The organism is uncultured Microbacterium sp., from assembly GCF_900078385.1.
GTDB lineage: Bacteria > Actinomycetota > Actinomycetes > Actinomycetales > Microbacteriaceae > Microbacterium.
This window is the reverse complement of record NZ_FLQR01000009.1, coordinates 73,375-98,522: the sequence shown is the minus strand read 5'-3', so window position 1 is coordinate 98,522 and position 25,148 is coordinate 73,375. Positions and strand designations below refer to the sequence as shown.

The following is a 25,148-nucleotide window of genomic DNA, read 5'->3' as shown; positions in this document are numbered from 1 at the left end:
GTGGCATCCCCACTGTCGTACAAGCCCCGTCCAGGCGAGATCCCGACCAACCCCGGCGTCTACCGGTTCCGCGACGCCGACGGCCGGGTGCTCTACGTCGGCAAGGCGAAGAACCTGCGTGCGCGGCTGTCGAACTACTTCGCCCCGCTGCACACGCTGCACGAGCGCACCCGCCGGATGGTCACGACGGCGAGCTCCGTGGAGTGGACCGTCGTCGACAGCGACGTGGATTCGCTCCAGCTGGAGTACATGTGGATCAAGGAGTTCGATCCGCCGTTCAACGTCCGCTACAAGGACGACAAGTCCTACCCGTACATGGCGATCACGCTCGCCGACGAGGCGCCGCGCGTCATCGTCACGCGCAACCGGAAGATCCGCGGGGCGAAGTACTTCGGGCCCTATCCGAAGGTCTGGGCCGTGCACGACACGATCGACCTGATGATCAAGGTCTTCCCCATCCGCACGTGCAGCGATGCGTCGTACAAGAAGGCCATGGCCACGGGGCGGCCGTGCTTCCCCGGCCAGATCGGCCGGTGCGGGGGACCGTGCTCGATGAAGGTGACCGTCGAGGAGCATCGGGCGATCGTCGACGACTTCATCGCGTTCATGTCCGGCGGGGACCAGCGCTTCACGAAGGCCCTCACCAAGCGGATGCACGAGGCCTCCGCGGCGATGGACTACGAGTCCGCCGCGCTGTACCGCGACCGGCTGCAGGCGATCGATGCCGTCCTCAACCGCAGCGCGCTGGTCCTCGCCAGCGACACGGATGCCGACCTGTTCGGGATCGCCGAAGACGAGCTGTCCGCGGCCGTGCAGCTCTTCGTGATCCGCGGCGGGCGCGTGCGCGGTGTGCGCGCCACGACGATCGACAAGGAGCTCGACATCTCCCGCGCGGACCTCGTGGATCAGGTGCTGCAGCGCACCTACGGCGAGGCATCGCCCGCCGACATCCCGCGCCAGGTGCTCGTCCCGGTCCTGCCCGAGGATGAGGCGGAGCTCGAGCAGTGGCTCCGCGAGCGTCGCGGCAAGCAGGTCTCGATCCAGGTCGCGCAGCGCGGTCGCAAGGCCGACATCATGCGGACCGCGACCCTCAACGCGCAGCAGGCGCTGATGCTGCACAAGACGCGTCGGACGAGCGACTACACGGCGCGCACGCAGGCCCTGACCGACCTGCAGGAGGCGCTGGGGCTCGAGGAGGCGCCGCTGCGCATCGAGTGCTTCGACGTGTCGCACCTGAGCGGCACGAACGTCGTGGCATCCATGGTCGTCTTCGAGGACGGGTTGCCGCGAAAGGATCAGTACCGCTCGTTCGGCGTCGCCGAGACCACGGACGACACCGACTCGATGTACCAGGTGCTGCGGCGCCGGCTCGCCTACCTCGACCGTCCGGAGGAGGACGACGAGGAGCAGCCCTTCGATCCCATGGCCGACGGCGAGGTCGTCACGACCCGTCGGAAGCCCCGCTTCGCCTACCGTCCGCAGCTGCTCGTCGTCGACGGCGGCCAGCCGCAGGTCGAAGCCGCGGCCCGGGCGCTGGCGGATGCCGGCCACTCCGAGGTCGCCCTGTGCGGCATCGCCAAGCGCCTCGAGGAGGTGTGGCTGCCGGGGGAGGAGTACCCCGTCATCCTGCCGCGGACCTCCGAGGCCCTGTACCTGCTGCAGCGCCTCCGCGACGAGGCGCACCGCTTCGCGATCACCCATCAGCGCAAGCGCCGGCGCCGCGACATCACTTCGGTGCTGAGCGAGGTGCCGGGCCTGGGCGACACGCGCATCAAGGCGCTGCTGCGGCATTTCGGCTCCGTCGCGGCGCTGAAGAACGCCACGACGGAGGAGATCGAGGCGCTGCCGGGCGTCGGCCCGAAGCTCGCCGCGACGATCCACCAGCATCTTTCCGCCGGGTAGGCTGGACCCGGAGGAACCACAGCGATGAGCACGGGCGATGAGCGTACTGCCGGCGAGGTTCTGATCGTCACAGGCATGTCGGGGGCCGGCCGTTCCACGGCGGCCAACGCGCTGGAGGACCTCGGCTGGTACGTCGTGGACAACCTGCCGCCGCAGATGCTGCGACCGCTGCTGGAGCTCACGGGCCTCGCGGTCGGCACGCTGCCGAAGATCGCGGCCGTCGTCGACGTGCGTGGTCGCGGCCTCTTCGGCCAGCTGCCGGAGATCACGCGGGCGCTGCGCGACGGACGACACCTGCGGGTGCTGTTCCTGGACGCCGCCGACGACGTGCTCGTCCGCCGGTTCGAGTCGGTGCGCCGCCCGCATCCGCTGCAGGGCGACGGGACGATCCTCGAGGGGATCCGACGTGAGCGCGCTCGGCTCGCCCCCATCCGGGAGAGCGCCGACGTCATCGTCGACACGTCCCGCGACAACGTGCACCAGCTCGCGACGCGCATCATCGAGGCGTTCAGCGAGGAGGGTGCCGCGAAGCACACCGTCACCGTCATGAGCTTCGGCTTCAAGTACGGACTGCCGACGGACGTCGATCTCGTGGCCGACATGCGCTTCCTGCCGAACCCGTTCTGGATCCCGGAGCTCAAGGCCCTCACCGGCGAGGACGCGACCGTCCGCGACTACGTGCTCGCGCAGGAGGGCGCACAGGAGTTCATCGACGCATATGCCCTGGCCCTGCGCCCGGTGCTGGAGGGCTACCAGCGCGAGAACAAGCGCCAGTCCGTCGTGGCGATCGGCTGCACCGGCGGCAAGCACCGCTCCGTCGTGACGGTGGGGGAGCTCGCCGAGCGCCTCGGGCAGGTGCCCGGTGTGGCCGTGCGGGTGAAACACCGCGACCTGGGTCGCGAGTAGGCTGGACCTTCGTCCCCAGACCCCCGAAGCGAAGGATCGCCGTGCCGTTGACCGCTGACGTGAAGAGCGAGCTCGCAGCCGTTCGCGATGCTCGACCCACGGCCCGGGTCGCCGAACTGACGGCGCTCCTGCGCTTTTCCGGCGGATTGCATTCCATCGCCGGACGCGTCGCCGTCGAGGCCGAGGTCGAATCCGAGCCGCTCGCCCGCCGGGTGGCACGCGACCTCATGGAGATCTACGGGGTCCGCCCCGAGCTGCACCGCGTGCAGGCCTCCGGCGGCCGCGCCGGCGGGCACTTCGCCGTCCGGGTCATCGAAGGCGGCGAGACCCTCGCGCGCCAGACCGGTCTCCTCGACCAGCGCCGCCGCCCCGTCCGCGGGCTCCCCAACAAGCTCACGACCGGTGCCCGTCCCGATCTCGCCGCCGTCTGGCGCGGGGCCTTCCTCGCGGCCGGGTCGCTGTCCGAGCCGGGCCGCAGCGCCGCGCTCGAGATCGCCTGCCCGTCCGGCGAGGCCGCCATGGCCCTCGTGGGCGCCGCGCACCGGCTCGGCATCGCCGCGAAGGCCCGCGAGGTGCGCGGCGTGCCGCGCGTCGTCGTCCGCGACGGCGAGGCCATCCGCCTCGCCCTGTCCGCGATGGGCGCCGCCCGCACGGCCGCGTCGTGGGAGGAGCTGCGCCAGCGCCGCGAGGTGCGCGCGGGGGTCAACCGTCTGGTCAACTTCGACGACGCCAACCTGCGCCGCTCGGCGCAGGCCGCCGTCGCCGCCTGCGCGCGCGTCGAGCGGGCTCTAGAGATCCTCGCGGACGATGTCCCGGACCACCTGAAGCAGGCGGGGGAGCTGCGCCTCGCGCACCGCGACGCGAGTCTGGACGAGCTCGGCCACCACGCCGACCCGCCGCTCACGAAGGACGCGGTCGCCGGCCGCATCCGCCGGCTCCTCGCCATGGCCGACAAGAAGGCCGCCGTCGACGGCATCCCGGACACCGAGTCCGCCGTCCCCGTCGGCTTCGAAGACTGACGCGCACCGGGTCGCCGTTACACCCGGTCACAGGGGGAAGCAACCCGATGCCGGCGGCGTTGCCAGTCAATAGGATGACAACGTCCCCTCGTCGCGACCCGTCGCGGCGCCGACAGGAAGAAGAGATCATGGCGAAGTACACCCTCCCCGAGCTCACCTACGACTACGCGGCGCTCGAGCCCAGCATCAGCGGCACGATCATGGAGCTGCACCACTCCAAGCACCACCAGGCGTACGTCACCGGCGCGAACACGGCGCTGGACCAGCTCGCCGAAGCGCGCGAGAAGGGCGACTTCGCGTACGTGAACAAGCTCGAGAAGGACCTCGCGTTCAACCTCGGCGGCCACACCAACCACTCGATCTTCTGGACGAACCTCTCGCCCAACGGCGGAGACAAGCCCACCGGCGAGCTCGAGGCGGCCCTCGCCGATCACTTCGGCTCGTTCGACAAGTTCCAGGCGCACTTCACCGCCGCCGCCCTCGGCGTGCAGGGATCCGGCTGGGCGGGGCTCTTCTGGGACTCCATCGGCCAGAACCTCATCATCCAGCAGTTCTTCGACCAGCAGTCGCAGTTCGCCGCCGGCAGCATTCCGCTGCTCCTCCTGGACGTCTGGGAGCACGCGTACTACCTCGACTACAAGAACGTCCGCGCGGACTACGTGAAGGCGTTCTGGAACATCGCCGACTGGGCCAACGTCCAGAAGCGCTTTGACACGGCCCGCCAGAAGACCGAGGGCCTGCTGGTACTGTCATGATCATGGAGGCCGCCCCTGCGGGGGGCCTGCCTGGACGCCGTTGTCCATTGATTGAAGCCGCAACAACCGCGCACTCGCGCACGACAAAATCAGGAGAACTTCCGTGACTGTCAAGATCGGAATCAACGGCTTCGGCCGAATCGGACGCAACTTCCTTCGGGCGGCCCTCGCGCAGGGCGCGGACCTCGAAATCGTGGCGGTGAACGACCTCACCGACAACAAGACGCTCGCGCACCTGCTCAAGTACGACTCGATCCTCGGTCGCCTCGACCAGGACGTCACGTACACGGGTGACTCGATCACCGTGGGCGACAAGACGATCAAGGTCTTCGAAGAGCGCGACCCCGCGAACCTGCCCTGGGGCGAGCTGGGCGTCGACATCGTCATCGAGTCGACCGGCCGGTTCACCGACGCCGCGGACGCCAAGAAGCACATCGAAGGCGGCGCGAAGAAGGTCCTCATCTCGGCTCCGGCCAAGGGCGAGGACGCGACGTTCGTCATCGGTGCCAACGAGGACCTGTACGACCCCGAGACGCACAACATCATCTCGAACGCGTCGTGCACCACGAACTGCCTCGCGCCGCTCGCCAAGGTCCTCAACGACAACTTCGGCATCGAGCGTGGCCTCATGACGACGGTCCACGCCTACACGGCCGACCAGAACCTGCAGGACGGCCCGCACAGCGACCTGCGTCGCGCCCGCGCCGCCGCCCTCAACATCGTCCCCACCTCGACCGGTGCGGCCAAGGCCATCGGCCTCGTCCTGCCCGAGCTCAAGGGCAAGCTGGACGGCTTCGCGCTGCGTGTGCCGGTGCCCACCGGCTCCGCCACCGACCTCACGGTCGAGCTGTCGCGCGAGGTCACGGTCGACGAGATCAAGGCCGCGTACAAGGCTGCCGCCGAGGGTCCCCTCAAGGGCATCCTGAAGTACACCGAGGACGAGATCGTCTCCAGCGACATCGTCACCGACGACCACTCCTGCATCTTCGACGCCGGCCTGACCCGCGTCATCGGCAACCAGGTCAAGGTCGTCGGCTGGTACGACAACGAGTGGGGCTACTCCAACCGCCTCGTCGACCTCACCGAGCTCGTCGCCAGCAAGCTCTGACGATCATGGCTCTGCGCACCCTCGATTCACTGGGTTCGCTCGCCGGCAAGCGCGTCATCGTCCGTGTCGACTTCAACGTCCCCCTGAAGGACGGCGTCATCACGGACGATGGCCGCGTGCGGGCGGCTCTGCCCACGCTGAACCATCTCATCAACCAGGGTGCGCGGGTCATCGCCTGCTCGCACCTGGGTCGGCCTGACGGCGCGCCGGACGCGAAGTACAGCCTCGAGCCGGTCGCCCAGCGACTGTCCGAGCTGCTCGGCAAGCCGGTCGCATTCGCGCGCGACACCGTGGGCCCCTCGGCGAAGGACGCCGTCGCCGCGCTCGAGGACGGCGAGATCGCCGTCATCGAGAACCTGCGCTTCAACGCGGGGGAGACCGCCAAGGACGACGCCGAGCGCGGCGCCTTCGCACGGCAGCTCGCCGAACTCGGCGACGCGCTGGTCTCCGACGGGTTCGGTGTCGTGCACCGCAAGCAGGCGTCGGTCTACGACCTCGCCGAGCTGCTGCCGTCCGCTGCCGGGTTCCTCATCGAGAAGGAGGTCGACGTGCTCGACCGCCTCACCGAGAAGCCGGAGCGGCCCTACGCGGTCGTGCTGGGCGGGTCGAAGGTCAGCGACAAGCTGGGCGTCATCGAGCACCTCCTGCCGCGGGTGGACAAGGTCCTCGTCGGCGGCGGGATGCTGTTCACGTTCCTCGCCGCACAGGGGCACAAGGTCGGCAAGAGCCTGCTCGAGCAGGACCAGCTCGACACCGTGCGGGGCTACATCGCCACCGCGCAGGAACGCGGCGTCGAGATCGTGCTCCCCGTGGATGCCGTGATGGCGTCCGGGTTCGCTGCGGACGCCGACCACGTGGTCGCCGCGGCGGATGCCCTGGAGGACACGCCGTTCGGCGCCGACGGCATGGGCCTGGACATCGGCCCGAAGACCGCCGAGATCTTCGCGGACGCCATCCGGGGGGCCAAGACTGTCTTCTGGAACGGCCCCATGGGCGTCTTCGAGATGCCGGCGTTCGCCGCCGGCACGAAGGTCGTCGCACAGGCGCTCACCGAGGTCGACGGACTCTCCGTCGTCGGCGGCGGCGACTCGGCGGCGGCGGTCCGTCAGCTCGGGTTCCCCGACGACCGGTTCGGGCACATCTCGACCGGCGGCGGTGCGAGCCTTGAATTCCTCGAGGGCAAGAAGCTGCCCGGATTGGAGATCCTCGGATGGCAGTGAGCAGAGTCCCGCTCATCGCGGGCAACTGGAAGATGAACCTCGACCACCTCCAGGCGGTCGCGTTCGTCCAGAAGCTGCACTGGACCCTCAAGGAGGCCAAGCACGAGAACGGCTCCGTGGAGGTGGCGGTCTTCCCGCCCTTCACCGACATCCGCACCGTGCAGACGCTTCTGGACGCCGACAAGATCCCGTTCGCCCTCGGCGGCCAGGACCTGTCGACGAAGGACTCCGGCGCCTACACGGGCGAGATCTCGGGCGCGTTCCTGAAGAAGCTCGACTGCACGTACGTGATCATCGGGCACTCCGAGCGTCGCGAGTACCACGATGAGACCGACGAGGTCGTCGCGGCGAAGGTGAAGGCCGCGCTCACGCACGGGCTCGTCCCCGTCATCTGCGTCGGCGAAACGGCGGCCGACCTCGAGGAGTTCGGTGCGTCGGCGGTTCCCGTGGGTCAGCTCGAGAAGGCGCTCGACGGCGTCTCGGCGGATGCCGACATCGTCGTGGCCTACGAGCCGGTGTGGGCCATCGGGTCGGGTCAGGCGGCCACTCCCGAGCAGGCACAGGACGTCTGCGCCAAGCTGCGCCAGGTCATCGGCGCGAAGCTCGGTGCCGGCGCCGCCGAGCGCACGCGCGTGCTGTACGGCGGCTCGGTGAAATCCGGCAACATCGCGAGCTTCATGCGGGAGCCGGACGTGGACGGCGCACTCGTCGGGGGAGCCAGCCTCCTCGCCGACGAGTTCGCCGCGATCATCCGCTTCCAGAAGCACGTCGGCGTCTGATGTGAGCGGCACGGCCCGGGACATCGGGCCGTGCCGCCCCAGACGGTATACTCGACCCTTGTGCGATCCGACGTGATCGCCGCGAAAGGCTTCAACGACTGTGCAGACTCTCGAGTTCGTGCTGCAGGTGCTGCTGGGCATCACCAGCCTCCTGCTGACCTTCCTGATCCTCCTTCACAAGGGGCGTGGCGGCGGCCTGTCCGACATGTTCGGCGGCGGCATGAGCTCCGCGATGGGTTCGTCGGGTCTCGCTGAACGCAACCTCAACCGCTTCACCGTCGTGCTCGCGCTCGTCTGGTTCGTCTCGATCGTCGCGCTCGGCCTCATCACCAAGTTCCAGGGGATCTGATGGCTACCGGAGGAAATGCAATCCGCGGCACCCGTGTCGGCGCCGGCCCGATGGGCGAGCAGGATCACGGCCACCACGCCGACCGCGTCGCCGTGTCCTACTGGGATGCGCTCGGCAACGAGACCGTCCGCCACTTCGCCGCCGGCATCGCCGCGGAGGAGATCCCCGAGACGATCGACTCCCCGCACTCCGGGCTCCCGGCCGGTCGCGACAAGGAGAACCCGCCGGCCCTCGCGAAGCCCGAGCCGTACAAGACGCACCTCGCCTACGTGAAGGAGCGCCGGACCGACGAAGAGGCCGAGGCCCTTCTCGAGGACGCGCTGCAGCAGCTCCGCGACCGTCGTGGCCTGAGCTGAGCCGCTGAGCCGCTGAGCCGCTGAGCCGAGTCTCAGTACTCCTGGTCGATGAGCTCGGCCGGAACCTGCGCGGCGGCGGCCTCGTCGACGAACAGGATCGTGCGCTTGCGCCCCTTCGCGCCCGCGGCGGGAACGCTCGCGTAGCTCGCGCCCGCGAGCGCGAGGCCCAGCGCCGACGCCTTGTCCGGGCCGGACAGCACCATCCACACCCGCTTGGACCCGTTGATCACGGGACGCGTCAGCGTGATGCGCTCGGACGGCGGGGCGGGGGAGTCGCGCACCGCGACGACGGACCGGTCGGTCACCTGGATCTCGGCGCGATCCGGGAAGAGCGACGCGATGTGCGCGTCGGGTCCGACGCCCAGGAAGCAGATCTCGAACGACGGCCAGGCGCGCTCCGTCGTGCCGAACGCCGCGAGCTCGGCGGCGTAGGCGTTCGCCGCGTCCTCGAGGTCGAGGCCGTCGTCGGACGCCGCGATCGCGTGCACGTTCGCCGCGGGCACGTCGATGGCGTCCAGCAGCACCCGCGCGGTCGCCTCGTTGCGGTCGGGGCTGGCCCGGGGCACGAATCGCTCGTCGCCCCACCAGAAGTGCACGCGGGACCAGTCGATCGCCGTGCGGCCGGGGTGTGCTCCGATCGCCTCCAGCACGTGCGTGCCGATGGCTCCGCCGGTGAGCGCGACATGGACGCGCTTCCCCTCCGCGGTCCGCTTGGCGATGCGATCGAGGAAGCGCGACGCGACGGAGGATGCCAGGGAATCGGCATCCGGGCTGATCACGACCCGCTTCTCGGTCCAGAACTCGGCCATGTCGCTCCTACGTCGTCGGGGGTCCCAGGAGCTCCCAGCCCTCGGTGATGACCCGACCATACAGGACGTCGGGATCGAGGCGACGAAGCTCCTCGGCGAGGCATTCGCGCAGCGTCCGCCGCGGCAGCACGATGTCGTGCGAGGGCTGCCCCGGCTGCGTGAGCGTCGCGTCGATGTCGTTGCTGCGCTCCAGGACGATGTCGCCGGACGCGCGCACGAGCCGCACGCTCTTGATGCCGTGGTCCCAGACGTCGCTCGGCGCGTAGCGCCATGTGACGGGGACGTCGAGCTTGAGGCGCAGCCACGCGGCCAGCAGTCCCGTCGACGGGGAGCTGCCGGCGCCGACCACCACGACGTCGGTCACGGGGTCGTACGGCGGCTGGTCAAGCACGGCCGCCAGCTGCTCCCGCCAGTGCGTCAGGCGGGTCCAGGCGAGGTCGGTGTCGCCGGGGGCGTAGGACGGGCCGAGACGCGACAGCCGGTCCGCGGCGTACGGCTTCGTCGCGGCATCCGTGATGCGGCGCTGCGCCATCCGCCCGATGGGCGACTGTGCGGGCTCCGTGGGGGGCTCGTCGGGCCACCAGGCAACGACGGGGGCATCGGGCAGGAGCAGGCCCGTGACAAGGCTCTCCTGGTTGCTCGCGGCGTCGCCCTTCGCGCGCAGCACGATGACCTCGCTCGCGCCGGCGTCGCCGCCCACGCGGATCTGGGCGTCGAGCTTCGCGTCACCCTCCCGGTCGCACATCAGCACGATGACGCGCATGGGGTGCTCCCGCGACGCGTCGTTGGCCGCCTCGATGGCGTCCTCCTGCAGGCCGTGCGTGGTCACGATCACGAGCGTCAGCACACGGCCGAGCGCGACGGCGCCACCCTCCTCGCGCACACTCACGAGGGAGCGGGCGATCTTCGACACGGTGGTGTCGGGCAGATCGACGATCACGGGCGCCTCCAGACGCGGCCGTCGCGGGCCAGAAGTTCATCGGCGGACGAGGGACCCCACGATCCGGGGGAGTACTGCTCGAGCGGCCCGCCCTGCGCCGCCCAGTACTGCTCGACGGGGTCGAGGATGCGCCAGGAGAGCTCGACCTCCTCGTGCCGCGGGAACAGCGGCGGGTCGCCGAGCAGGACGTCGAGGATGAGACGCTCGTAGGCCTCCGGGCTCGACTCGGTGAACGCGTGGCCGTAGCCGAAGTCCATCGTGACGTCGCGCACCTCGGTGGCGGCGCCGGGGACCTTGGACCCGAACCGGATCGTGACACCCTCGTCGGGCTGGATGCGGATGACGAGCGCGTTCTGGCCGAGCTCGAGGGTCTGGCTGCGCAGGAACAGGTGCTGCGGCGTGCGCTTGAAGACCACGGCGATCTCCGTCACGCGACGGCCGAGCCGCTTGCCCGTGCGCAGGTAGAACGGCACTCCGGCCCAGCGGCGCGTCGCGATCTCGAGCTTGATGGCCGCGTACGTCTCGGTGTGCGAGTCGGAGTCCATGCCGTCCTCGGCGAGGAAGCCGGTGACCCGCTCGCCACCCTGCCAGCCGCCGGCGTACTGGCCGCGGGCGGTCGCCGTGGACAGGTCCTCGGGCAGACGCACCGCGGCGAGCACCTTCTCCTTCTCGGCGCGCAGATCCTTCGCGTCGAGGGAGATCGGCTCTTCCATGGCCGTGAGCGCGAGGAGCTGGAGCAGGTGGTTCTGGATGACGTCGCGTGCCGCGCCGATGCCGTCGTAGTAGCCCGCGCGCCCGCCGACGCCGATGTCCTCGGCCATCGTGATCTGCACGTGGTCGACGTAGTTGGCGTTCCAGATCGGCTCGTACAGCTCGTTCGCGAAGCGCAGGGCCAGGATGTTCTGGACCGTCTCCTTGCCGAGGTAGTGGTCGATGCGGAAGATCGAGTCGGCGGGGAACGCGACCTCGAGGGCCGCGTTCAGTTCCCGCGCGCTCTGCAGGTCGCTGCCGAACGGCTTCTCGATGACGACGCGTCGCCAGCTGTCGCCGTCGTCGGAGGTGTCGTCGACGAGCCCCGAGTCGCGCAGCTGCTTCGCCACGATGGGGAAGTCCTTGGGCGGGATCGACAGGTAGTAGGCGTGGTTGCCCATCGTGCCGCGTTCCACGTCGAGACGCTCCACCGTCTCGCGGAGCCGGCGGAAGGCATCCGGGTCGCCGAACTCGCCGGAGACGAAGCGGATGCCCTGCAGGAGCTGCCCCCACGTCTCCTCACGGAACGGGGTGCGCGCGTTCTGGCGGACGGCCTCGTACACGACCTGCGCGAAGTCCTGGTCCTCCCAGTCGCGGCGCGCGAAGCCGACCAGCGCGAAGCCGGGCGGCAGCAGGCCGCGGTTCGCGAGGTCGTACACGGCGGGCATGAGCTTCTTGCGCGACAGGTCACCCGTCACGCCGAAGATGACCAGCGCGCTCGGACCGGCGATGCGGTTCAGGCGGCGGTCACCGGTGTCGCGCAGCGGATTGATCCCGCGCGAGATCTCGACAGTCATCGGGGGAACTCCTACTGTGCTGCTTCGAAGAGCGTCAGGACATCGACCTGCGGGTCGGTGAGGGTGAGGGTCACGACGGGTCGACCGTGTGCGGCGAGCACCTCGGCGTCGCCGGCCGCCTGCGCGCGGATGAGCTGGCCGAACGTGAACGGCCGTCCCGGGATCTCGAGATCGACGTCGGTCGACTCGAGGATCTGCAGGAACACGCCGTGCGCCGGCCCGCCCTTGTGGTACTGCCCGGTGGAGTGCAGGAACCGCGGACCCCACCCGAACGTCGTCGGACGGCCGGAGTCGGCGGCGGCGAGTTCGCGCAGACCCGAGAGCTGCGGCACGGCGACGCGGTCGACGTAGGCCTGGATCGCGACATACCCGTCGGCCGGGACGGCGCCCCAGAGGGCGCCGAGGACGCCGGCGAGCGTGCCGGAGGCGGCGAGGGCCGGGTCGGTGACCCGCACCTCGACGCCGTTCTCGGTGAACGACGGCGCGCCGGCAGCGGGCGCGGCATCCAACAGCCCGCGGGTCGCGGTCTTCGCGGATTCCACGTCGGGCTGATCGAAGGGGTTGATCCCGAGCATCCGTCCCGCGATCGCCGTCGCGTACTCCCAGACGACGAACTGGGCGCCGAGCGAACCGCTGACGAGCACCTCGTCGGGATACTGCTCGAGGATCTGGAAGTGCTGCGCGTCGTCGACGATGCGGACGATCTGCAGATCGGCGGGCGTCTCGTCGACCTCGGGGGAGACGGGGAGCAGGACGACCGGGAGGATGCCGGTGCGCGTCTTGCCGGTCGACTCCGCGACGAGCTGCTCGATCCAGTCCGGGAGCCCGACGATGTGGGTGCCGTCGCTGACGAGCCCCATCTTGTCGCGGCGCGGCGTGCCTCCGGCGATCGCGGCCGCGAGGACCAGCGCGGGGTTCTTCGGGTCGTCGATCGCGACCTCGAGGAGCGTCGCCTCGGCCTCGTCGAGCAGCTCGGCGATGTCGACACCGGCGAGGCCGGTCGGCACGAGGCCGAACGCGGTGAGCGCGGAGTAGCGGCCACCCACGGACGGGTCGGCGTGGAAGACGCGGTAGCCGGCGGCCTGCGACGCCTCATCCAGCGGCGAACCGGGGTCGGTCACGACGATGATCCGACCGGCGGGATCGACGCCGAGGTCGCTCCACGCGGCCTCGAACGCCCGCTTGGCGGAGTCCGTCTCCACGGTCGATCCGGACTTCGATGCGACCACGAGGACGGTCTTGTCGAGACCGCCGGTCTCGGCGTCGCCATCGAGGGCGGCCAGGACCTGACCGGGCGCCGTGGAGTCGAGGATCACGATCGGGACCCCGGCCGTGGCGGCGATCACCTCGGGAGCGAGCGACGAGCCGCCCATCCCCGCGAGGACGACGCGGGTGAGCCCCTGCGCGACGAGCTCCGCGCGCAGCGCGGTGATCTCGGCCACGAGCGGGCGCGACACCGAGACGGCCTCGACCCACCCGAGGCGGCGGGAGGCCTCATCGGCGGCGGCGGGACCCCAGAGGTCCGCGTCGCCGGCAGTGATGCCGCTCGCCACGAGGCTCGCGACGAGCCCCGGCAGCGTCTGCTCGACCACGTCCTTGACGTGGCCGGAGACGTGGATCTCGAAGCTCAACGCGCGCCCTCGGGCGCCGACTGCAGCGCCGCGCTGACGGTGCCCTGCAGGTCGTGCCACGAGGCGATGAACTTCTCGACGCCCTCGTCCTCGAGCAGCTGCGTGGCATCGACGAGATCGACGCCGACGGCGGCGAGGCCGTCGAAGACCGCGTGCGCGTCGGCGTAGTTGACGGTGACCGCGTCGCCGGCGATGACGCCGTGGTCGAAGGTCGCCTCGAGCGTCTTCTCCGGCATCGTGTTGACCGTGCCGGGCGCGACGAGCTCCGTCACATAGAGCGTGTCGGGCAGGTTCGGGTCCTTGACGCCCGTCGAGGCCCACAGCGGCCGCTGCACGTTCGCGCCGGCGTCCGTCAGTGCCGTCGCGCGCGGGTCGGCGAACTTCTGCTCGAACAGCTCGTACGCGAGCCGCGCGTTCGCGACGCCCGCCTTGCTCTTGAGTGCCAGGGCCTCGTCGGTGCCGATCGCCGTCAGTCGCTTGTCGATCTCGGTGTCGACACGCGAGACGAAGAAGGACGCGACCGAGTGGATGCCGGACACGTCGTGCCCGGCGGCCTGAGCCTGCTCGACGCCGGCCAGGTAGGCGTCGATGACGGCCGCGTACCGCTCGAGGCTGAAGATCAGCGTGACGTTGACGGAGATGCCCTCGGCGATGACCGCGGTGATGGCGGGCAGGCCCGCCTTCGTCGCGGGGATCTTGATGAGGGTGTTCGGCCGGTCGACCTTCGCCCACAGCTTCTTCGCCTCGGCGACGGTCGCGTCGGTGTCGTGCGCGAGGTCGGGGGAGACCTCGATCGACACGCGGCCGTCGACGCCGGCGGTGGCGTCGTAGACGGGACGGAAGAGGTCGGCGGCGTCGCGCACGTCCTCGGTCGTCAGCTCGAAGATCGCCTCGTCGACGTCCGCGCCGCGCGCCGACAGGGCAGCGATCCGCTCGTCGTACGAGTGGTCGGCGGTGTTGCCGATCGCGCTCTGGAAGATCGTCGGGTTCGTCGTCACGCCGACGACGTCGCGCGTCGCGATGAGCTCGGCGAGGTTGCCCGACTCGATGCGGGCGCGGGACAGGTCGTCCAGCCAGATGCTGACGCCGGCGTCGGACAGGGCCTTGGTGGGGGTGCTCATGCGTTCTCCTTGACAGTGGCGCGTGCGGCCTCGACGACCGCGTCGGCGGTGACGCCGAACTTCTCGAACAGGGTCTTGTAGTCGGCGGAAGCGCCGAAGTGGTCGATGCCGACGCTCGCGCCGCGGTCGCCCACGACGCCGCGCCACAGGCCGGTCGCACCGGCCTCGACCGAGACGCGCGCGGTGACGGCGGCGGGGAGGACCTTCTCGCGGTAGGCGGCGTCCTGCTCGGCGAACCATTCCAGCGACGGAGCCGACACGACGCGGGCGTTGACGCCCTCGCCGCGCAGGGTCTCCCGCGCCTCGACGGCCAGCTGCACTTCGGAGCCGGTCGCGATGAGGATGACGTCCGGCGTGCCGCCGGGCGCCTCGGCGAGGATGTACGCACCGCGCGCGACGCCCGCGGTGGAGGCGAACGTCTCGCCCTCCGCGTCCCCCTCGCCGCGGGGGAACACGGCGATGTTCTGCCGCGTGAGCGCGATGCCGGTCGGGCCGCCGTGGCGGCGGAGGATCTCCAGCCACGCGGCGGCGGTCTCGTTCGCGTCGGCCGGCCGCACCACCGTGAAGTTGGGGATGAGGCGCAGGGTCGCCAGCTGCTCGATGGGCTGGTGGGTGGGGCCATCCTCGCCGAGCGCCACGGAGTCGTGCGTCCAGACGAAGATCGAGGGCACGTCCATGAGGGCGGCCAGGCGCACCGCGGGGCGCATGTAGTCGCTGAAGATGAGGAACGTGCCGCCGAACGCGCGCGTCGGCCCGTGCAGCACGATGCCGTTGACGATCGCGCCCATCGCGTGCTCGCGGATGCCGAAGTGCAGGACGCGGCCGTACGGGTCGCCGGACCACTCGTGCGTCGACCACTCGGCCGGGATGAAGCTCTTGCCGGACTTGATCGTGGTCAGGTTCGACTCGGCGAGGTCGGCGGAGCCGCCCCACAGCTCGGGGAGCTGCTCGGCGAGGGCGTTGATGACGAGGCCGCTCGCGGCGCGGGTCGAGACGTCCTTCCCTGCTTCGAACGACGGCAGGGCGTCGGCGATGTCCGCGGGGAGCTCCTTCGCCTCGACGCGGTCCAGGAGCGCCTTGCGCTCCGGGTTCGCCGCAGCCCAGGCCTCGAACGACTGCTGCCACGCGGCGCGGGCCTCGGCGCCGCGCTCGGCGAGGCCGCGGGTGCGCTCGAGGACGTCGGCTGCGACGACGAAGGACTGCTCGGGATCGAACCCGAGGACCTTCTTCGTCGCGGCGAGCTCGTCGCCGCCGAGGGCGGAGCCGTGGATCTTGCCGGTGTTCTGCTTGCCGGGGGAGGGCCAGCCGATGATCGTCTTCAGGATGATGAGCGACGGCTTGGCGGTCTCGCCCTGCGCCGCCTGGATCGCCGCGTGGAGCTCGGCGACATCCTCGACGTACTCGCCGGTGCTCTTCCAGTCCACCGTCTGCACGTGCCAGCCGTATGCCTCGTAGCGCGCGGCGACGTCCTCGGTGAATGCGACGTTGGTGTCGTCCTCGATCGAGATCTGGTTGGAGTCGTACAGCGCGATGAGGTTGCCGAGCTGCTGGTGGCCGGCAAGGCTCGACGCCTCGCTGGTGATGCCCTCCTGCAGGTCGCCGTCACCGGCGATGACGTAGACGAAGTGGTCGAACGGGCTCTCGCCGGCCGGTGCCTCCGGGTCGAACAGGCCGCGCTCGTAGCGTGCCGCGTACGCGAAGCCCACCGCGGAGGCGAGACCCTGGCCGAGCGGGCCGGTCGTGATCTCGACGCCGGCCGTGTGGCCGTACTCGGGGTGGCCGGGCGTCTTCGAGCCCCATGTGCGCAGCGACTTGAGGTCATCGAGCTCGAGGCCGAACCCGCCCAGGTAGAGCTGCACGTACTGCGTGAGCGAGGAGTGTCCCGCGGAGAGGACGAAGCGGTCGCGACCGAGCCAGTCGGTCTCGGTCGGATCGTGGCGCAGCACCCGCTGATACAGCAGGTAGGCCGCGGGGGCGAGGCTCATCGCGGTCCCGGGGTGGCCATTGCCGACCTTCTCCACGGCATCCGCCGCGAGAATCCGCGCGGTGTCCACCGCGCGCCGATCGATCTCGTCCCACTGCAGCTCTGACACTCGGTCGCCTTTCGTCTGGGGTTTGCGCCCGACGCGAGACGTATCGCGGCCTCGGAAGGAGGGGGTCGGCGCGGGGCGCGCAGAGGCTCTCAGCATATCGAGTCGGTATGCGCGACGGGTGATGGACGGCGCTGTGTGACGCCGTGGGGCGAGAAGCGATGCCATAGACTGGGCCGGACCGATCAACAGCGGCGGGGGCGATGGACATCACGACGACGCGCGAGGTAGAGCACGCCTCGACACGCCCCTCCGTCGGCCGCACCGTCCGGGCGTACGTCGCGCTGACGAAGCCGCGCGTCCTGGAGCTGCTGCTCGTCACGACGGTCCCGGTCATGATCCTCGCCGCCGGCGGCCTGCCCGATCTGTGGCTGGTCCTCGCGACCGTCATCGGCGGGGCCATGAGTGCCGGCTCTGCGGCGTCGTTCAACATGTACCTCGATCGCGACATCGACGCGCACATGCACCGCACCGAGAACCGGCCGCTCGTCACGGGTGAGGTCTCGCCGCGGGGCGCGCTGATCTTCTCGTGGGCGCTGGCGGTGGCATCCACCGTCTGGCTGTTCCTGACGACGAACTGGCTGGCCGCGGCGCTCAGCGTCTTCGCGATCTTTTTCTACGTCGTCGTCTACACGATCCTGCTGAAGCGCCGCACCGAGCAGAACATCGTGTGGGGCGGCATCGCCGGCTGCTTCCCGGTCGTCATCGGCTGGTCGGCCGTGACCGGCTCGCTGAGCTGGACCCCGCTCATCCTCTTCCTCCTGGTCTTCCTCTGGACGCCGCCGCACTACTGGCCGCTGTCGGTGAAGTACAAGGGCGACTACGCCGGGGTCGATGTACCGATGCTCGGCGCGACGCGCAACGGCTCGCAGGTCGGCCTGCAGGTCATCCTCTACGCGTGGGCGACCGTGGCGTCGTCGCTGCTGCTGATCCCGGTGGCGCCCATGGGCCTCGTGTACACCGTGTCGGCGCTGGTGTTCGGCGGCTGGTTCATCTTCGAAGCGCACGTCCTGTACAACCGGGCGGTCCGCGGTGAGAAGAGCAGCGCGATGCGCGTCTTCCACGCCTCGATCACGTACCTCACGCTGCTGTTCGTGGCGATCGCGATCGACCCGCTGCTGCCCTTCTAGGCGCCCAGCCGCACGGCTCTCCGTGCCCGGCGATGGACCCGCGCGGCGATGGACCCGCGCCGACGATTCACCCGCGCCGATGTGCGGGTATGGGCCGCGTCCACCCGCCATTCGGCGCGGGTGAGCCGAGCAATCCCCAGCGATCCCCACTGCAGCGAACCCCATTGCTCCGCGGCAAAGCGCGGGTGCATGCCCGCGAGACCCGCACTGTGCCGCGGACGTGCTGAGGCCTTCTCGTCATCCGCGCTGAGGTTCTCGGGATCCACGGCGCCTGCCCCGCACAGACGGCACCGCGCCGCATCCTGAACCCGAGGCAGATGGCCTGGGATCCGTGGATGCGGCGCGGTGCGGCGCTGCGCGAGAGCTCAGCGGGTGACGGCGGGCTCGTCGACCTCGGAGTCGGCGGCCGTCTCGACGACGGTCGTCTGGGCGGTCGGGGCCTCGGCGACGGGAGCGACCGGGGCCTCAGCCTCGACAGGCTCGTCCCACGCGGCGGCCTCGACGACCTCGACGGCCGGGGCGGGCGCGAACGCGCGCAGCGCGCCGAGCGTGAGGGCCAGCGCGAGACCGATGAGGCCCGCGCCGATGAGGATGGCGCCGAGGACGCCCCACACCTGGCCGGCGTACACCTCGACACCGGTGGCGGTGCCGTCGGTGAGGGTCGTGACCATGGTGCCGATGTTGTTCGTGAGGACGTACGAGCCGACGCCGACCGAGGCGAGCGATCCGGCCACGAGCAGCCAGAACGGGATGCTGCGGGTCAGACGGGGGCGGGGGTTCATGTGGTTCTCCTTGATGGTTGGGGTGGCCGTCCCGCGGCGCGGAGACATCCGCGTCCGCCGAAACGGCATCCGGCTACTCTTGCGGTTCAGTCCGAACGGGTCCGATGCGTCGCCTATGAAAAGACTGTGGACGCCGGGGCGTCCGGAGTCGCCGGGACGACGGCACGCGGCGCCTTCAGGTGCAGGATGACGACCGTCATCGCCGCGGCCGACAGGGACGCGAGCACCATGTGGATGCCGACGAGGACCTCGGGCAGCCCTTCGCGGGCCTGCCACACGCCGACGACGATCTGCACGACGACGGCGGCCACCAGGACGAGCAGCCAGCGGCGCACGGGCAGACGTTGGACCCACGCGACGACGGTGAGGACGGTGACGAGTCCTGCCAGGATGTAGCCCGGCCAGGCGTGCACGTGTGCGAGGAACGTCGCGTCGAATCCGTTGCGGATGATGTCCTCGTCGCCCGAGTGCGGCCCGTTGCTCGTGGTCAGCACGCCGAAGAAGATCGTCGCGGCGAGGGCGAGCGTCGTGACGTGGGCGAGGATCGCGAACCACGCCGGCACGGCGCGCTCACGGGGACCGGGCACAGCGGCGAGCCGGACCAGGTAGGCGGCGGTCACGCAGACCAGCAGCAGAGAGGCGGTGTAGTGGAAGCCGACGACGAATGCGTTGAGATCGGTGACGACCGCGAGGCCGCCCACGACGGCCTGGGCCATCACGCCGGCGAGCACGATCCACGCCAGCACGATGAGATCCCGGCGGCGCTCCGACCGCCGCACCGAGTCGATCATGGCCGCCAGGACCGCCAGCAGGAGGCCGCTGGAGAACCCGAAGGCCCCGAGGTCGAACGGGTTCGCCACGACGTAGGCACCGACACCCAGCGCGATCCCGCCGGCGGCGAACCACAGCGCACGGTTCACGAGGCGCCGACCCGCGAAGGTCGCGATCGTCAGCAGCAGCACGGCCAGGGCGATGATCCCCACGACGCCGGTCATCAGACGGTTGCCGAACTCGATGATCCCGTGGATGCCCTGTGCGGGGAGCGGGACGAGCGACTCCGGCGTGCAGAGCGGCCACTCGGTGCATCCGAGCCCCGATCCGGTCAGGCGGACGGCGCCGCCGGTCCCGATGATGACGACCTCGGCGATGAACGACGACCAGGCCAGCAGCCGCAGCGGGCGGCCGACGCGGTCCGGGATCTGCGCGGAGCGGGGTGCGGTCTGCGCGAGGGTCATGCGCGGGTCCTCCTGTGTGTCGCCCCTGCGTCCTCGGTACGCCACGCCGCGGGCAGGCGTTGCCTGTAGACTTGAGGGGTTGTGACGACGGCGCGCGCGGCGTGCCGGGTCCACCCAAGTCTAGGCGCGTCGTCAGCGCCACAAGAGCGGCCCTGCAAGCGGCATCCCACCCGCGGAACTCCACACGGGACAGGGAATGCCGGGACGGTTGACACCGTTGCGGCCTAGAGGAGGAAAACGATGTCGGATGTGCTCATCGACCGCCCGGAGCTCGCAGGTCTCGGGGTGTACGAATTCGGCTGGCACGATGCCGACGCCGCCGGATCCAGCGCCCGCCGCGGCCTCAGCGAGGGTGTCGTCCGCGACATCTCCGCCCTGAAGTCCGAGCCGGAATGGATGCTGAAGACCCGTCTGAAGGGTCTGCAGCTCTTCGGCCGCAAGCCGATGCCGACGTGGGGCGCCGACCTCTCCGAGATCGACTTCGACAACATCAAGTACTTCGTGCGCTCCACCGAGAAGCAGGCGCAGTCCTGGGAGGACCTCCCGGACGACATCAAGAACACGTACGAGAAGCTCGGCATCCCCGAGGCGGAGCGCTCGCGCCTCGTCTCCGGCGTCGCCGCCCAGTACGAGTCCGAGGTCGTCTACCACCAGATCCAGAAGGAGCTGGAGGACCAGGGCGTCATCTTCATGGACACCGACACGGCCCTGCGCGAGCACCCGGAGTTCTTCGAGGAGTACTTCGGCAGCGTCATCCCCGCCGGCGACAACAAGTTCGCAGCGCTGAACACGGCCGTGTGGTCGGGCGGTTCGTTCGTCTACGTGCCGCCGGGCGTCCACGTCGAGATCCCGCTGCAGGCCTACTTCCGCATCAACACCGAGAACATGGGCCAGTTCGAGCGGACGCTCATCATCGCCGACGAGGGCTCGTACGTGCACTACATCGAAGGGTGCACGGCCCCGATCTACAAGTCCGACTCGCTGCACTCCGCCGTCGTCGAGATCATCGTGAAGAAGCACGCACGCGTTCGCTACACGACGATCCAGAACTGGTCGAACAACGTCTACAACCTCGTCACCAAGCGTGCCGTCGCCCACGAGGGCGCCACGATGGAATGGGTCGACGGCAACATCGGCTCGAAGGTCACGATGAAGTACCCGTCGATCTTCCTCATGGGAGAGCACGCGAAGGGCGAGACCCTCTCGGTCGCGTTCGCCGGTCCCGGTCAGCACCAGGACGCCGGCGCGAAGATGATCCACATGGCGCCGTACACGCAGTCCTCGATCGTCTCCAAGTCGATCGCGCGCGGCGGCGGGCGTGCCGGCTACCGCGGCGAGGTCCGCGTCGACGCCAACGCGCACCACTCCGCCAACACGGTGCGCTGCGATGCGCTGCTGGTGGACTCGATCTCCCGCTCCGACACGTACCCGTCGATCGACATCCGCGTGGACGACGTGCAGCTCGGCCACGAGGCCACGGTCTCGAAGGTCAGCGAGGAGCAGCTGTTCTACCTCATGAGTCGAGGGATGCCGGAGGCCGAGGCCATGGCGATGATCGTGCGCGGCTTCATCGAGCCCATCGCGCGGGAACTGCCGATGGAGTACGCCCTCGAACTCAACAAGCTCATCGAGATGGGCATGGAAGGATCCGTCGGCTGATGACGACAGCGACCCCGGCCCCCGCGCTCGTCGCGGAGGGCCACATCGACCCTGCGGCGGCGTTCGTTCCCGTGCAGACCCGCTCGGAGCGCCCCTCGTCGTTCGAGCCCGCCGATTTCGGCGTGCCGACCGGCCGCGAGGTGAACTGGAAGCACACCCCGGTGGCGCGTCTGCAGGCGCTCTTCGTCGACGAGGCAGGGCCCCACGACGTCATCGGCGTCGAGGTGACCGCCCCGGCTGCCGTCCTGCAGCGACGGCTCCGCGTCGGCGAGGCCCCCCGCGGCGAGGTCTTCCGGCCCGAGGACCTGCCGAGCGCGATCGCCTGGTCGCAGGAAGAGCTCGCGCCCCTCATCAGCATCCCCGCGGGCGTGGAGCTCGAGGAGCCCGTCGTCATCCGCCTCACCGGCAACGGCGGCCTCGCGCACGCACACGTCGTCATCGAAGCGCAGGCGAACGCTCGGGGGACCGTCGTGATGCGTCACGAGGGCACGGCGCTGCACGCGCAGAACGTCGAGATCATCGCCCGCGAGGGCTCCGCGCTCACCGTCATCACGGTGCAGGGCTGGGACGACGACGCCGTGCACCTCGCGGCCCACCAGGCCCGCGTCGAGCGCGACGCGACCCTGACGCACGTGGTGGCGAGCCTCGGCGGCGGCGTCGTGCGGATCAACCCCTCCGTCGAGCTCGCCGGCGACGGCGCGCACGGGAAGCTGTTCGGGCTGTCGTTCGCCGACGCCGACCAGCACCTGGAGAGCCAGGTCTACCTCCACCACAAGGGCCGCCACACGACCGGCGACGTCCTCTACAAGGGCGCCCTGCAGGGCGCGGGCGCGCGCAGCGTGTGGATCGGCGACGTGCTGATCGGCCCCGACGCCACCGGCACCGACTCGTACGAGGCCAACCGCAACCTCGTGCTCACCGACGGCGCCCGTGCCGACTCCATCCCGAACCTCGAGATCCAGACCGGCGACATCGTCGGCGCGGGGCACGCGAGTGCGACCGGCCGGTTCGACGACGAGCAGCTCTTCTATCTGCAGGCGCGCGGCATCTCGGAGGACGAGGCCCGCCGTCTCGTCGTGCTCGGCTTCCTGACCGAGATCGTCCAGAAGCTCGGCATCCCCTCGTTGGAGGACGAGCTGACCGCGGCCATCGAGGCCGAGCTTTCCCAAGAGGAGGGTGCGGCATGACCGCGCAGAAGGTGCTGAACGTCAGCGAGCTCCAGCAGGACACGCCCGTGCGCGTCGAGGTCGGGGGAGTCCCCATCGCGGTCGTGCTCGATTCGAACGGCGACGTCCACGCGATCGGCGACACGTGCACCCACGGCGACATCTCGCTCGCGGACGGCTTCGTCGAGGGCGACACGCTCGAGTGCTGGGCGCACGGGTCCGCGTTCTCGCTGCGCACCGGTCGCCCCCTGAACCTCCCGGCCTATGAGCCGGTCCCTGTCTACGAAGTCACGATCGAGGGCGATGACGTGCTCATCGACCCCGCCGTGACCAAAGTTGTGAACTGAAGAAGGAAGTCAGCAATGTCTGTTCTCGAGATCCGCGACCTGCATGTGACGGTCGAGACGGATGCCGGTGAGACGCCGATCCTCAACGGCGTGACCCTCACGGTGCGCACCGGCGAGACGCACGCCATCATGGGCCCCAACGGCTCCGGCAAGTCGACGCTCGCGTACACGATCGCCGGTCACCCGAAGTACACCGTGACCTCCGGCACCATCACCCTCGACGGTGAGGACGTGCTGGCCATGACGGTCGACGAGCGCGCCCGCGCCGGCCTCTTCCTCGCGATGCAGTACCCGGTCGAGATCCCGGGCGTCACCGTCACGAACTTCCTCCGCACCGCGAAGACCGCCATCGACGGCGAGGCCCCGGCCATCCGCACGTGGACGAAGGACGTCAAGGGCGCCATGAAGAACCTGCGCATGGACCCCAAGTTCGCGCAGCGCAACGTCAACGAGGGCTTCTCCGGCGGCGAGAAGAAGCGCCACGAGATCCTCCAGCTCGAGCTGCTGAAGCCGGCCCTCGCGATCCTCGACGAGACCGACTCCGGCCTCGACGTGGACGCGCTGAAGATCGTCTCCGAGGGCGTGAACCGCGCCAAGGAGAGCACCAACCTCGGCGTCCTGCTCATCACCCACTACACCCGCATCCTGCGCTACATCACGCCCGACTACGTGCACGTCATGGTGCAGGGCCGGATCGCCGAGGAGGGCGGCCCGGAACTGGCCGACCGCCTCGAGGACGAGGGCTACGACCGGTACACCGAGGTCGCCGAGTCCGCCGTCGACGTCGAGAGCTAGGATCCCTTCATGACCGCGACCCTCACACCCGAGAAGTACGACGAGGTCACCGAAGCGCTCAAGGACGTCATGGATCCCGAGCTCGGGATCAATGTCGTCGACCTGGGCCTCATCTACGACCTGTCCTGGGATGAGGAGAACGACGCCCTCGTCATCCACATGACGCTCACCTCCGCCGGCTGCCCGCTGACCGACGTGCTCGAGGAGCAGACGGCGCAGGCGCTGGACGAGGTCGTGCAACAGTTCCGCATCAACTGGGTGTGGATGCCGCCGTGGGGCCCGGAGCGGATCACGGACGACGGCCGCGACATGATGCGCGCGCTCGGGTTCGCGATCTGATATATCGTTCCTTGCCTTTCCGAGGCGCGCGGGTCTAACCTTCGGGAACACCCGTATTCGGGCATCGTGCACACCTGGGGAGGTGGGCGATGAATGGACAGCTGGGGAGTGTCCGCTCGTGGCTCCGTGTTTCTGTCGGACTCGCGGCGCTGAGCGTCGCGCTCGTGCTGGGGGGATGTGCGTCGAGCGGGAACGCTTCCTCGCCGCCGCCGGCGGCGAGTGCGAGCGGTGCGCCTGCGGCATCCGAGACCGCGTCCGCCGAGCCGACGACGGCGGCGTCGCCGGAGCAGCAGTACTGCGAGCGAGCCGCCCTCGCGTTCCTGGACGAATCGGCGCCCGCCGTCGCGACGAGCGACGAAGTGGATTCCGCCGCATCCGCGCTGGGTGTGGAGCTGCCGGGAACGCCGGAGTGCAGTGTGACGCATGACGTCTCGACCGGCGGCCGCGGAGTGCTGGTCGTCTGGGTGGGCGACGAGTCCATCGCGCCGACACTCGTCGCCGATCTGACGGCGAAGGGCTTCACGGTCTCGCAGGAACCGACGGCGAGCTACACCATCACCGTCTTCACTTCGGACGAGGTGGAGGCGGGGGTGTCGCCGGTCGGCAAGGGGAACGGCATGAGCGTCTGGGGCCAGCCGTGGCCGGACGACTTCGTCACCCTGCTCCACGTCTTCACGCCCTGACGGCCATCGGCCGTCACCCGATCGCGGACTTCGAGGGGGAAGCCGATGATCACAGTTCTCGCACTGGGCCTCACTGCTCTAGCTGTGCTGGGAGCGCCCGCCGCTGCAGGTGAGGACGCGGATGCCGACACGGTGTGGCAAGTGACGTTCCGTGGCGTGCATGAGGCGACCTATGACGCCTCTAACGGAGTCTCTACGCACGCCGACGAAAGGTACACACACCTCATTTGCACCATCGCTTCTTGCGTGTACAAGGAGTTCGGCTACGACTCCGCGGTGGAGCTGCTCGTGGGGCAGTCGGTCGGCTCCGTCTCGTGGCCCGAGTCAGGGGACCTCTGCGCCGACGACGCTCCGTGGGTCGGTGCGGGGTCAATGACGGTCTCCTTTGACACGGACACTCTGTCGGTAGAGGGCTCGAGCGCTGCCTCAGGGTGGGTGGAGTGCGATGACGGCGTCCGTTATTTCTCGCCCGGAGTGACA

At 69.8% G+C, this 25,148-nt stretch carries 24 protein-coding genes; 16 read left to right on the top strand and 8 right to left on the bottom strand.

Annotated features, from left to right (window positions below):
- The 9 genes from uvrC (at position 1) to QZL85_RS11830 (ending at position 8,394) form a co-directional block, all read left to right on the top strand.
- Positions 1 to 1,902, top strand: a complete 1,902-nt coding sequence (gene uvrC / locus QZL85_RS11870; protein ID WP_295576936.1) for an excinuclease ABC subunit UvrC — start codon at positions 1 to 3, stop codon at positions 1,900 to 1,902.
- A gap of 24 nt (positions 1,903 to 1,926) precedes the next feature.
- Entirely contained in the window at positions 1,927 to 2,808 is an 882-nt protein-coding gene (rapZ, locus tag QZL85_RS11865) for an RNase adapter RapZ (RefSeq protein ID WP_295576934.1), read from the top strand.
- Positions 2,809 to 2,849: 41 nt separating this feature from the next.
- Complete coding sequence (gene whiA / locus QZL85_RS11860) at positions 2,850 to 3,827, top strand: DNA-binding protein WhiA (RefSeq protein WP_295576932.1); 978 nt, start codon at positions 2,850 to 2,852, stop codon at positions 3,825 to 3,827.
- Between the two features lie 128 nt (positions 3,828 to 3,955).
- Positions 3,956 to 4,582 carry a superoxide dismutase gene (locus QZL85_RS11855; protein ID WP_295576931.1) on the top strand — a complete coding sequence of 209 codons (627 nt, stop codon included), beginning with the start codon at positions 3,956 to 3,958 and terminating at the stop codon, positions 4,580 to 4,582.
- Positions 4,583 to 4,685: 103 nt separating this feature from the next.
- Positions 4,686 to 5,690, top strand: a complete 1,005-nt coding sequence (gene gap, locus QZL85_RS11850; RefSeq protein ID WP_295576929.1) for a type I glyceraldehyde-3-phosphate dehydrogenase — start codon at positions 4,686 to 4,688, stop codon at positions 5,688 to 5,690.
- A gap of 5 nt (positions 5,691 to 5,695) precedes the next feature.
- The gene (locus tag QZL85_RS11845; protein ID WP_295576926.1) at positions 5,696 to 6,910 is read left to right on the top strand and encodes a phosphoglycerate kinase; all 1,215 of its coding nucleotides are present in this window, start codon (positions 5,696 to 5,698) and stop codon (positions 6,908 to 6,910) included.
- Positions 6,901 to 7,689, top strand: coding sequence for a triose-phosphate isomerase (gene tpiA, locus QZL85_RS11840; RefSeq protein WP_295576923.1), 789 nt, complete (start codon positions 6,901 to 6,903; stop codon positions 7,687 to 7,689). Before QZL85_RS11845 ends, tpiA begins: the two co-directional genes overlap by 10 nt.
- A gap of 100 nt (positions 7,690 to 7,789) precedes the next feature.
- Positions 7,790 to 8,038 (top strand): preprotein translocase subunit SecG, encoded by a 249-nt coding sequence (gene secG / locus QZL85_RS11835; RefSeq protein ID WP_295576920.1) that lies wholly within the window; start codon positions 7,790 to 7,792, stop codon positions 8,036 to 8,038.
- Complete coding sequence (locus QZL85_RS11830; protein WP_295576918.1) at positions 8,038 to 8,394, top strand: RNA polymerase-binding protein RbpA; 357 nt, start codon at positions 8,038 to 8,040, stop codon at positions 8,392 to 8,394. Before secG ends, QZL85_RS11830 begins: the two co-directional genes overlap by 1 nt.
- A gap of 32 nt (positions 8,395 to 8,426) precedes the next feature.
- Here QZL85_RS11830 and pgl read toward each other — a convergent pair whose 3' ends face one another.
- The 6 genes from pgl to tkt are packed head-to-tail and all read right to left on the bottom strand — an operon-like array spanning position 8,427 to position 16,535.
- Entirely contained in the window at positions 8,427 to 9,203 is a 777-nt protein-coding gene (pgl, locus tag QZL85_RS11825; RefSeq protein WP_295576916.1) for a 6-phosphogluconolactonase, read from the bottom strand.
- Between the two features lie 7 nt (positions 9,204 to 9,210).
- On the bottom strand, positions 9,211 to 10,143 hold the full coding sequence (locus tag QZL85_RS11820; RefSeq protein ID WP_295576914.1) for a glucose-6-phosphate dehydrogenase assembly protein OpcA: 933 nt from the start codon (positions 10,141 to 10,143) through the stop codon (positions 9,211 to 9,213).
- Positions 10,140 to 11,690, bottom strand: a complete 1,551-nt coding sequence (zwf, locus tag QZL85_RS11815) for a glucose-6-phosphate dehydrogenase (protein WP_295576912.1) — start codon at positions 11,688 to 11,690, stop codon at positions 10,140 to 10,142. Before zwf ends, QZL85_RS11820 begins: the two co-directional genes overlap by 4 nt.
- A gap of 11 nt (positions 11,691 to 11,701) precedes the next feature.
- Positions 11,702 to 13,321, bottom strand: coding sequence for a glucose-6-phosphate isomerase (locus QZL85_RS11810; RefSeq protein ID WP_295576910.1), 1,620 nt, complete (start codon positions 13,319 to 13,321; stop codon positions 11,702 to 11,704).
- The gene (gene tal, locus QZL85_RS11805) at positions 13,318 to 14,442 is read right to left on the bottom strand and encodes a transaldolase (protein WP_295576908.1); all 1,125 of its coding nucleotides are present in this window, start codon (positions 14,440 to 14,442) and stop codon (positions 13,318 to 13,320) included. Before tal ends, QZL85_RS11810 begins: the two co-directional genes overlap by 4 nt.
- Positions 14,439 to 16,535 carry a transketolase gene (gene tkt / locus QZL85_RS11800; RefSeq protein WP_295576906.1) on the bottom strand — a complete coding sequence of 699 codons (2,097 nt, stop codon included), beginning with the start codon at positions 16,533 to 16,535 and terminating at the stop codon, positions 14,439 to 14,441. Before tkt ends, tal begins: the two co-directional genes overlap by 4 nt.
- Before the next feature lie 200 nt (positions 16,536 to 16,735).
- Between tkt and QZL85_RS11795 the strand changes: the two genes are divergently transcribed.
- A complete protein-coding gene (locus tag QZL85_RS11795) occupies positions 16,736 to 17,662 on the top strand; it encodes a heme o synthase (protein ID WP_295576904.1) in 927 nt (308 codons plus the stop codon).
- 365 nt (positions 17,663 to 18,027) lie between these two features.
- On the opposite strand, the gene QZL85_RS11790 is transcribed toward QZL85_RS11795, so the two are convergent.
- Complete coding sequence (locus QZL85_RS11790; protein WP_295576902.1) at positions 18,028 to 18,444, bottom strand: dinucleotide-utilizing enzyme; 417 nt, start codon at positions 18,442 to 18,444, stop codon at positions 18,028 to 18,030.
- A 113-nt stretch (positions 18,445 to 18,557) separates the two neighbouring features.
- On the bottom strand, positions 18,558 to 19,679 hold the full coding sequence (locus QZL85_RS11785) for a heme A synthase (protein ID WP_295576900.1): 1,122 nt from the start codon (positions 19,677 to 19,679) through the stop codon (positions 18,558 to 18,560).
- 240 nt (positions 19,680 to 19,919) lie between these two features.
- Here QZL85_RS11785 and sufB point away from each other — a divergent pair, with 240 nt between their 5' ends.
- The 6 genes from sufB to QZL85_RS11755 all read left to right on the top strand — a co-directional run bounded on the left by sufB (position 19,920) and on the right by QZL85_RS11755 (position 24,668).
- Positions 19,920 to 21,338 carry a Fe-S cluster assembly protein SufB gene (gene sufB / locus QZL85_RS11780; protein WP_295576898.1) on the top strand — a complete coding sequence of 473 codons (1,419 nt, stop codon included), beginning with the start codon at positions 19,920 to 19,922 and terminating at the stop codon, positions 21,336 to 21,338.
- Positions 21,338 to 22,525: a Fe-S cluster assembly protein SufD gene (gene sufD, locus QZL85_RS11775; protein ID WP_295576896.1), complete on the top strand. Its 1,188-nt coding sequence runs from the start codon at positions 21,338 to 21,340 to the stop codon at positions 22,523 to 22,525. Before sufB ends, sufD begins: the two co-directional genes overlap by 1 nt.
- Positions 22,522 to 22,851 carry a non-heme iron oxygenase ferredoxin subunit gene (locus tag QZL85_RS11770; protein ID WP_295576894.1) on the top strand — a complete coding sequence of 110 codons (330 nt, stop codon included), beginning with the start codon at positions 22,522 to 22,524 and terminating at the stop codon, positions 22,849 to 22,851. The genes sufD and QZL85_RS11770 overlap by 4 nt, the downstream gene beginning before the upstream one ends.
- Before the next feature lie 15 nt (positions 22,852 to 22,866).
- Positions 22,867 to 23,646 carry a Fe-S cluster assembly ATPase SufC gene (gene sufC, locus QZL85_RS11765; protein WP_295576891.1) on the top strand — a complete coding sequence of 260 codons (780 nt, stop codon included), beginning with the start codon at positions 22,867 to 22,869 and terminating at the stop codon, positions 23,644 to 23,646.
- 9 nt (positions 23,647 to 23,655) lie between these two features.
- The gene (locus QZL85_RS11760) at positions 23,656 to 23,985 is read left to right on the top strand and encodes a metal-sulfur cluster assembly factor (protein WP_295576890.1); all 330 of its coding nucleotides are present in this window, start codon (positions 23,656 to 23,658) and stop codon (positions 23,983 to 23,985) included.
- Positions 23,986 to 24,074: 89 nt separating this feature from the next.
- Positions 24,075 to 24,668 (top strand): hypothetical protein, encoded by a 594-nt coding sequence (locus QZL85_RS11755; protein WP_295576888.1) that lies wholly within the window; start codon positions 24,075 to 24,077, stop codon positions 24,666 to 24,668.
- Positions 24,669 to 25,148: the final 480 nt, after the last annotated feature.

Bases quoted from the DNA above. Each gene is read 5' to 3' on its own strand.
- tpiA (WP_295576923.1), top strand. From the start codon at position 6,901: ATGGCAGTGAGCAGAGTCCCGCTCATCGCGGGCAACTGGAAGATGAAC.
- QZL85_RS11795 (WP_295576904.1), top strand. From the start codon at position 16,736: ATGGACATCACGACGACGCGCGAGGTAGAGCACGCCTCGACACGCCCC.
- QZL85_RS11785 (WP_295576900.1), bottom strand. From the start codon at position 19,679: ATGACCCTCGCGCAGACCGCACCCCGCTCCGCGCAGATCCCGGACCGC.
- QZL85_RS11845 (WP_295576926.1), top strand. From the start codon at position 5,696: ATGGCTCTGCGCACCCTCGATTCACTGGGTTCGCTCGCCGGCAAGCGC.
- QZL85_RS11760 (WP_295576890.1), top strand. From the start codon at position 23,656: ATGACCGCGACCCTCACACCCGAGAAGTACGACGAGGTCACCGAAGCG.
- tal (WP_295576908.1), bottom strand. From the start codon at position 14,442: ATGAGCACCCCCACCAAGGCCCTGTCCGACGCCGGCGTCAGCATCTGG.
- sufD (WP_295576896.1), top strand. From the start codon at position 21,338: ATGACGACAGCGACCCCGGCCCCCGCGCTCGTCGCGGAGGGCCACATC.
- QZL85_RS11770 (WP_295576894.1), top strand. From the start codon at position 22,522: ATGACCGCGCAGAAGGTGCTGAACGTCAGCGAGCTCCAGCAGGACACG.
- QZL85_RS11790 (WP_295576902.1), bottom strand. From the start codon at position 18,444: ATGAACCCCCGCCCCCGTCTGACCCGCAGCATCCCGTTCTGGCTGCTC.
- zwf (WP_295576912.1), bottom strand. From the start codon at position 11,690: ATGACTGTCGAGATCTCGCGCGGGATCAATCCGCTGCGCGACACCGGT.
- pgl (WP_295576916.1), bottom strand. From the start codon at position 9,203: ATGGCCGAGTTCTGGACCGAGAAGCGGGTCGTGATCAGCCCGGATGCC.
- QZL85_RS11830 (WP_295576918.1), top strand. From the start codon at position 8,038: ATGGCTACCGGAGGAAATGCAATCCGCGGCACCCGTGTCGGCGCCGGC.
- QZL85_RS11755 (WP_295576888.1), top strand. From the start codon at position 24,075: ATGAATGGACAGCTGGGGAGTGTCCGCTCGTGGCTCCGTGTTTCTGTC.
- sufB (WP_295576898.1), top strand. From the start codon at position 19,920: ATGTCGGATGTGCTCATCGACCGCCCGGAGCTCGCAGGTCTCGGGGTG.
- QZL85_RS11855 (WP_295576931.1), top strand. From the start codon at position 3,956: ATGGCGAAGTACACCCTCCCCGAGCTCACCTACGACTACGCGGCGCTC.
- rapZ (WP_295576934.1), top strand. From the start codon at position 1,927: ATGAGCACGGGCGATGAGCGTACTGCCGGCGAGGTTCTGATCGTCACA.
- sufC (WP_295576891.1), top strand. From the start codon at position 22,867: ATGTCTGTTCTCGAGATCCGCGACCTGCATGTGACGGTCGAGACGGAT.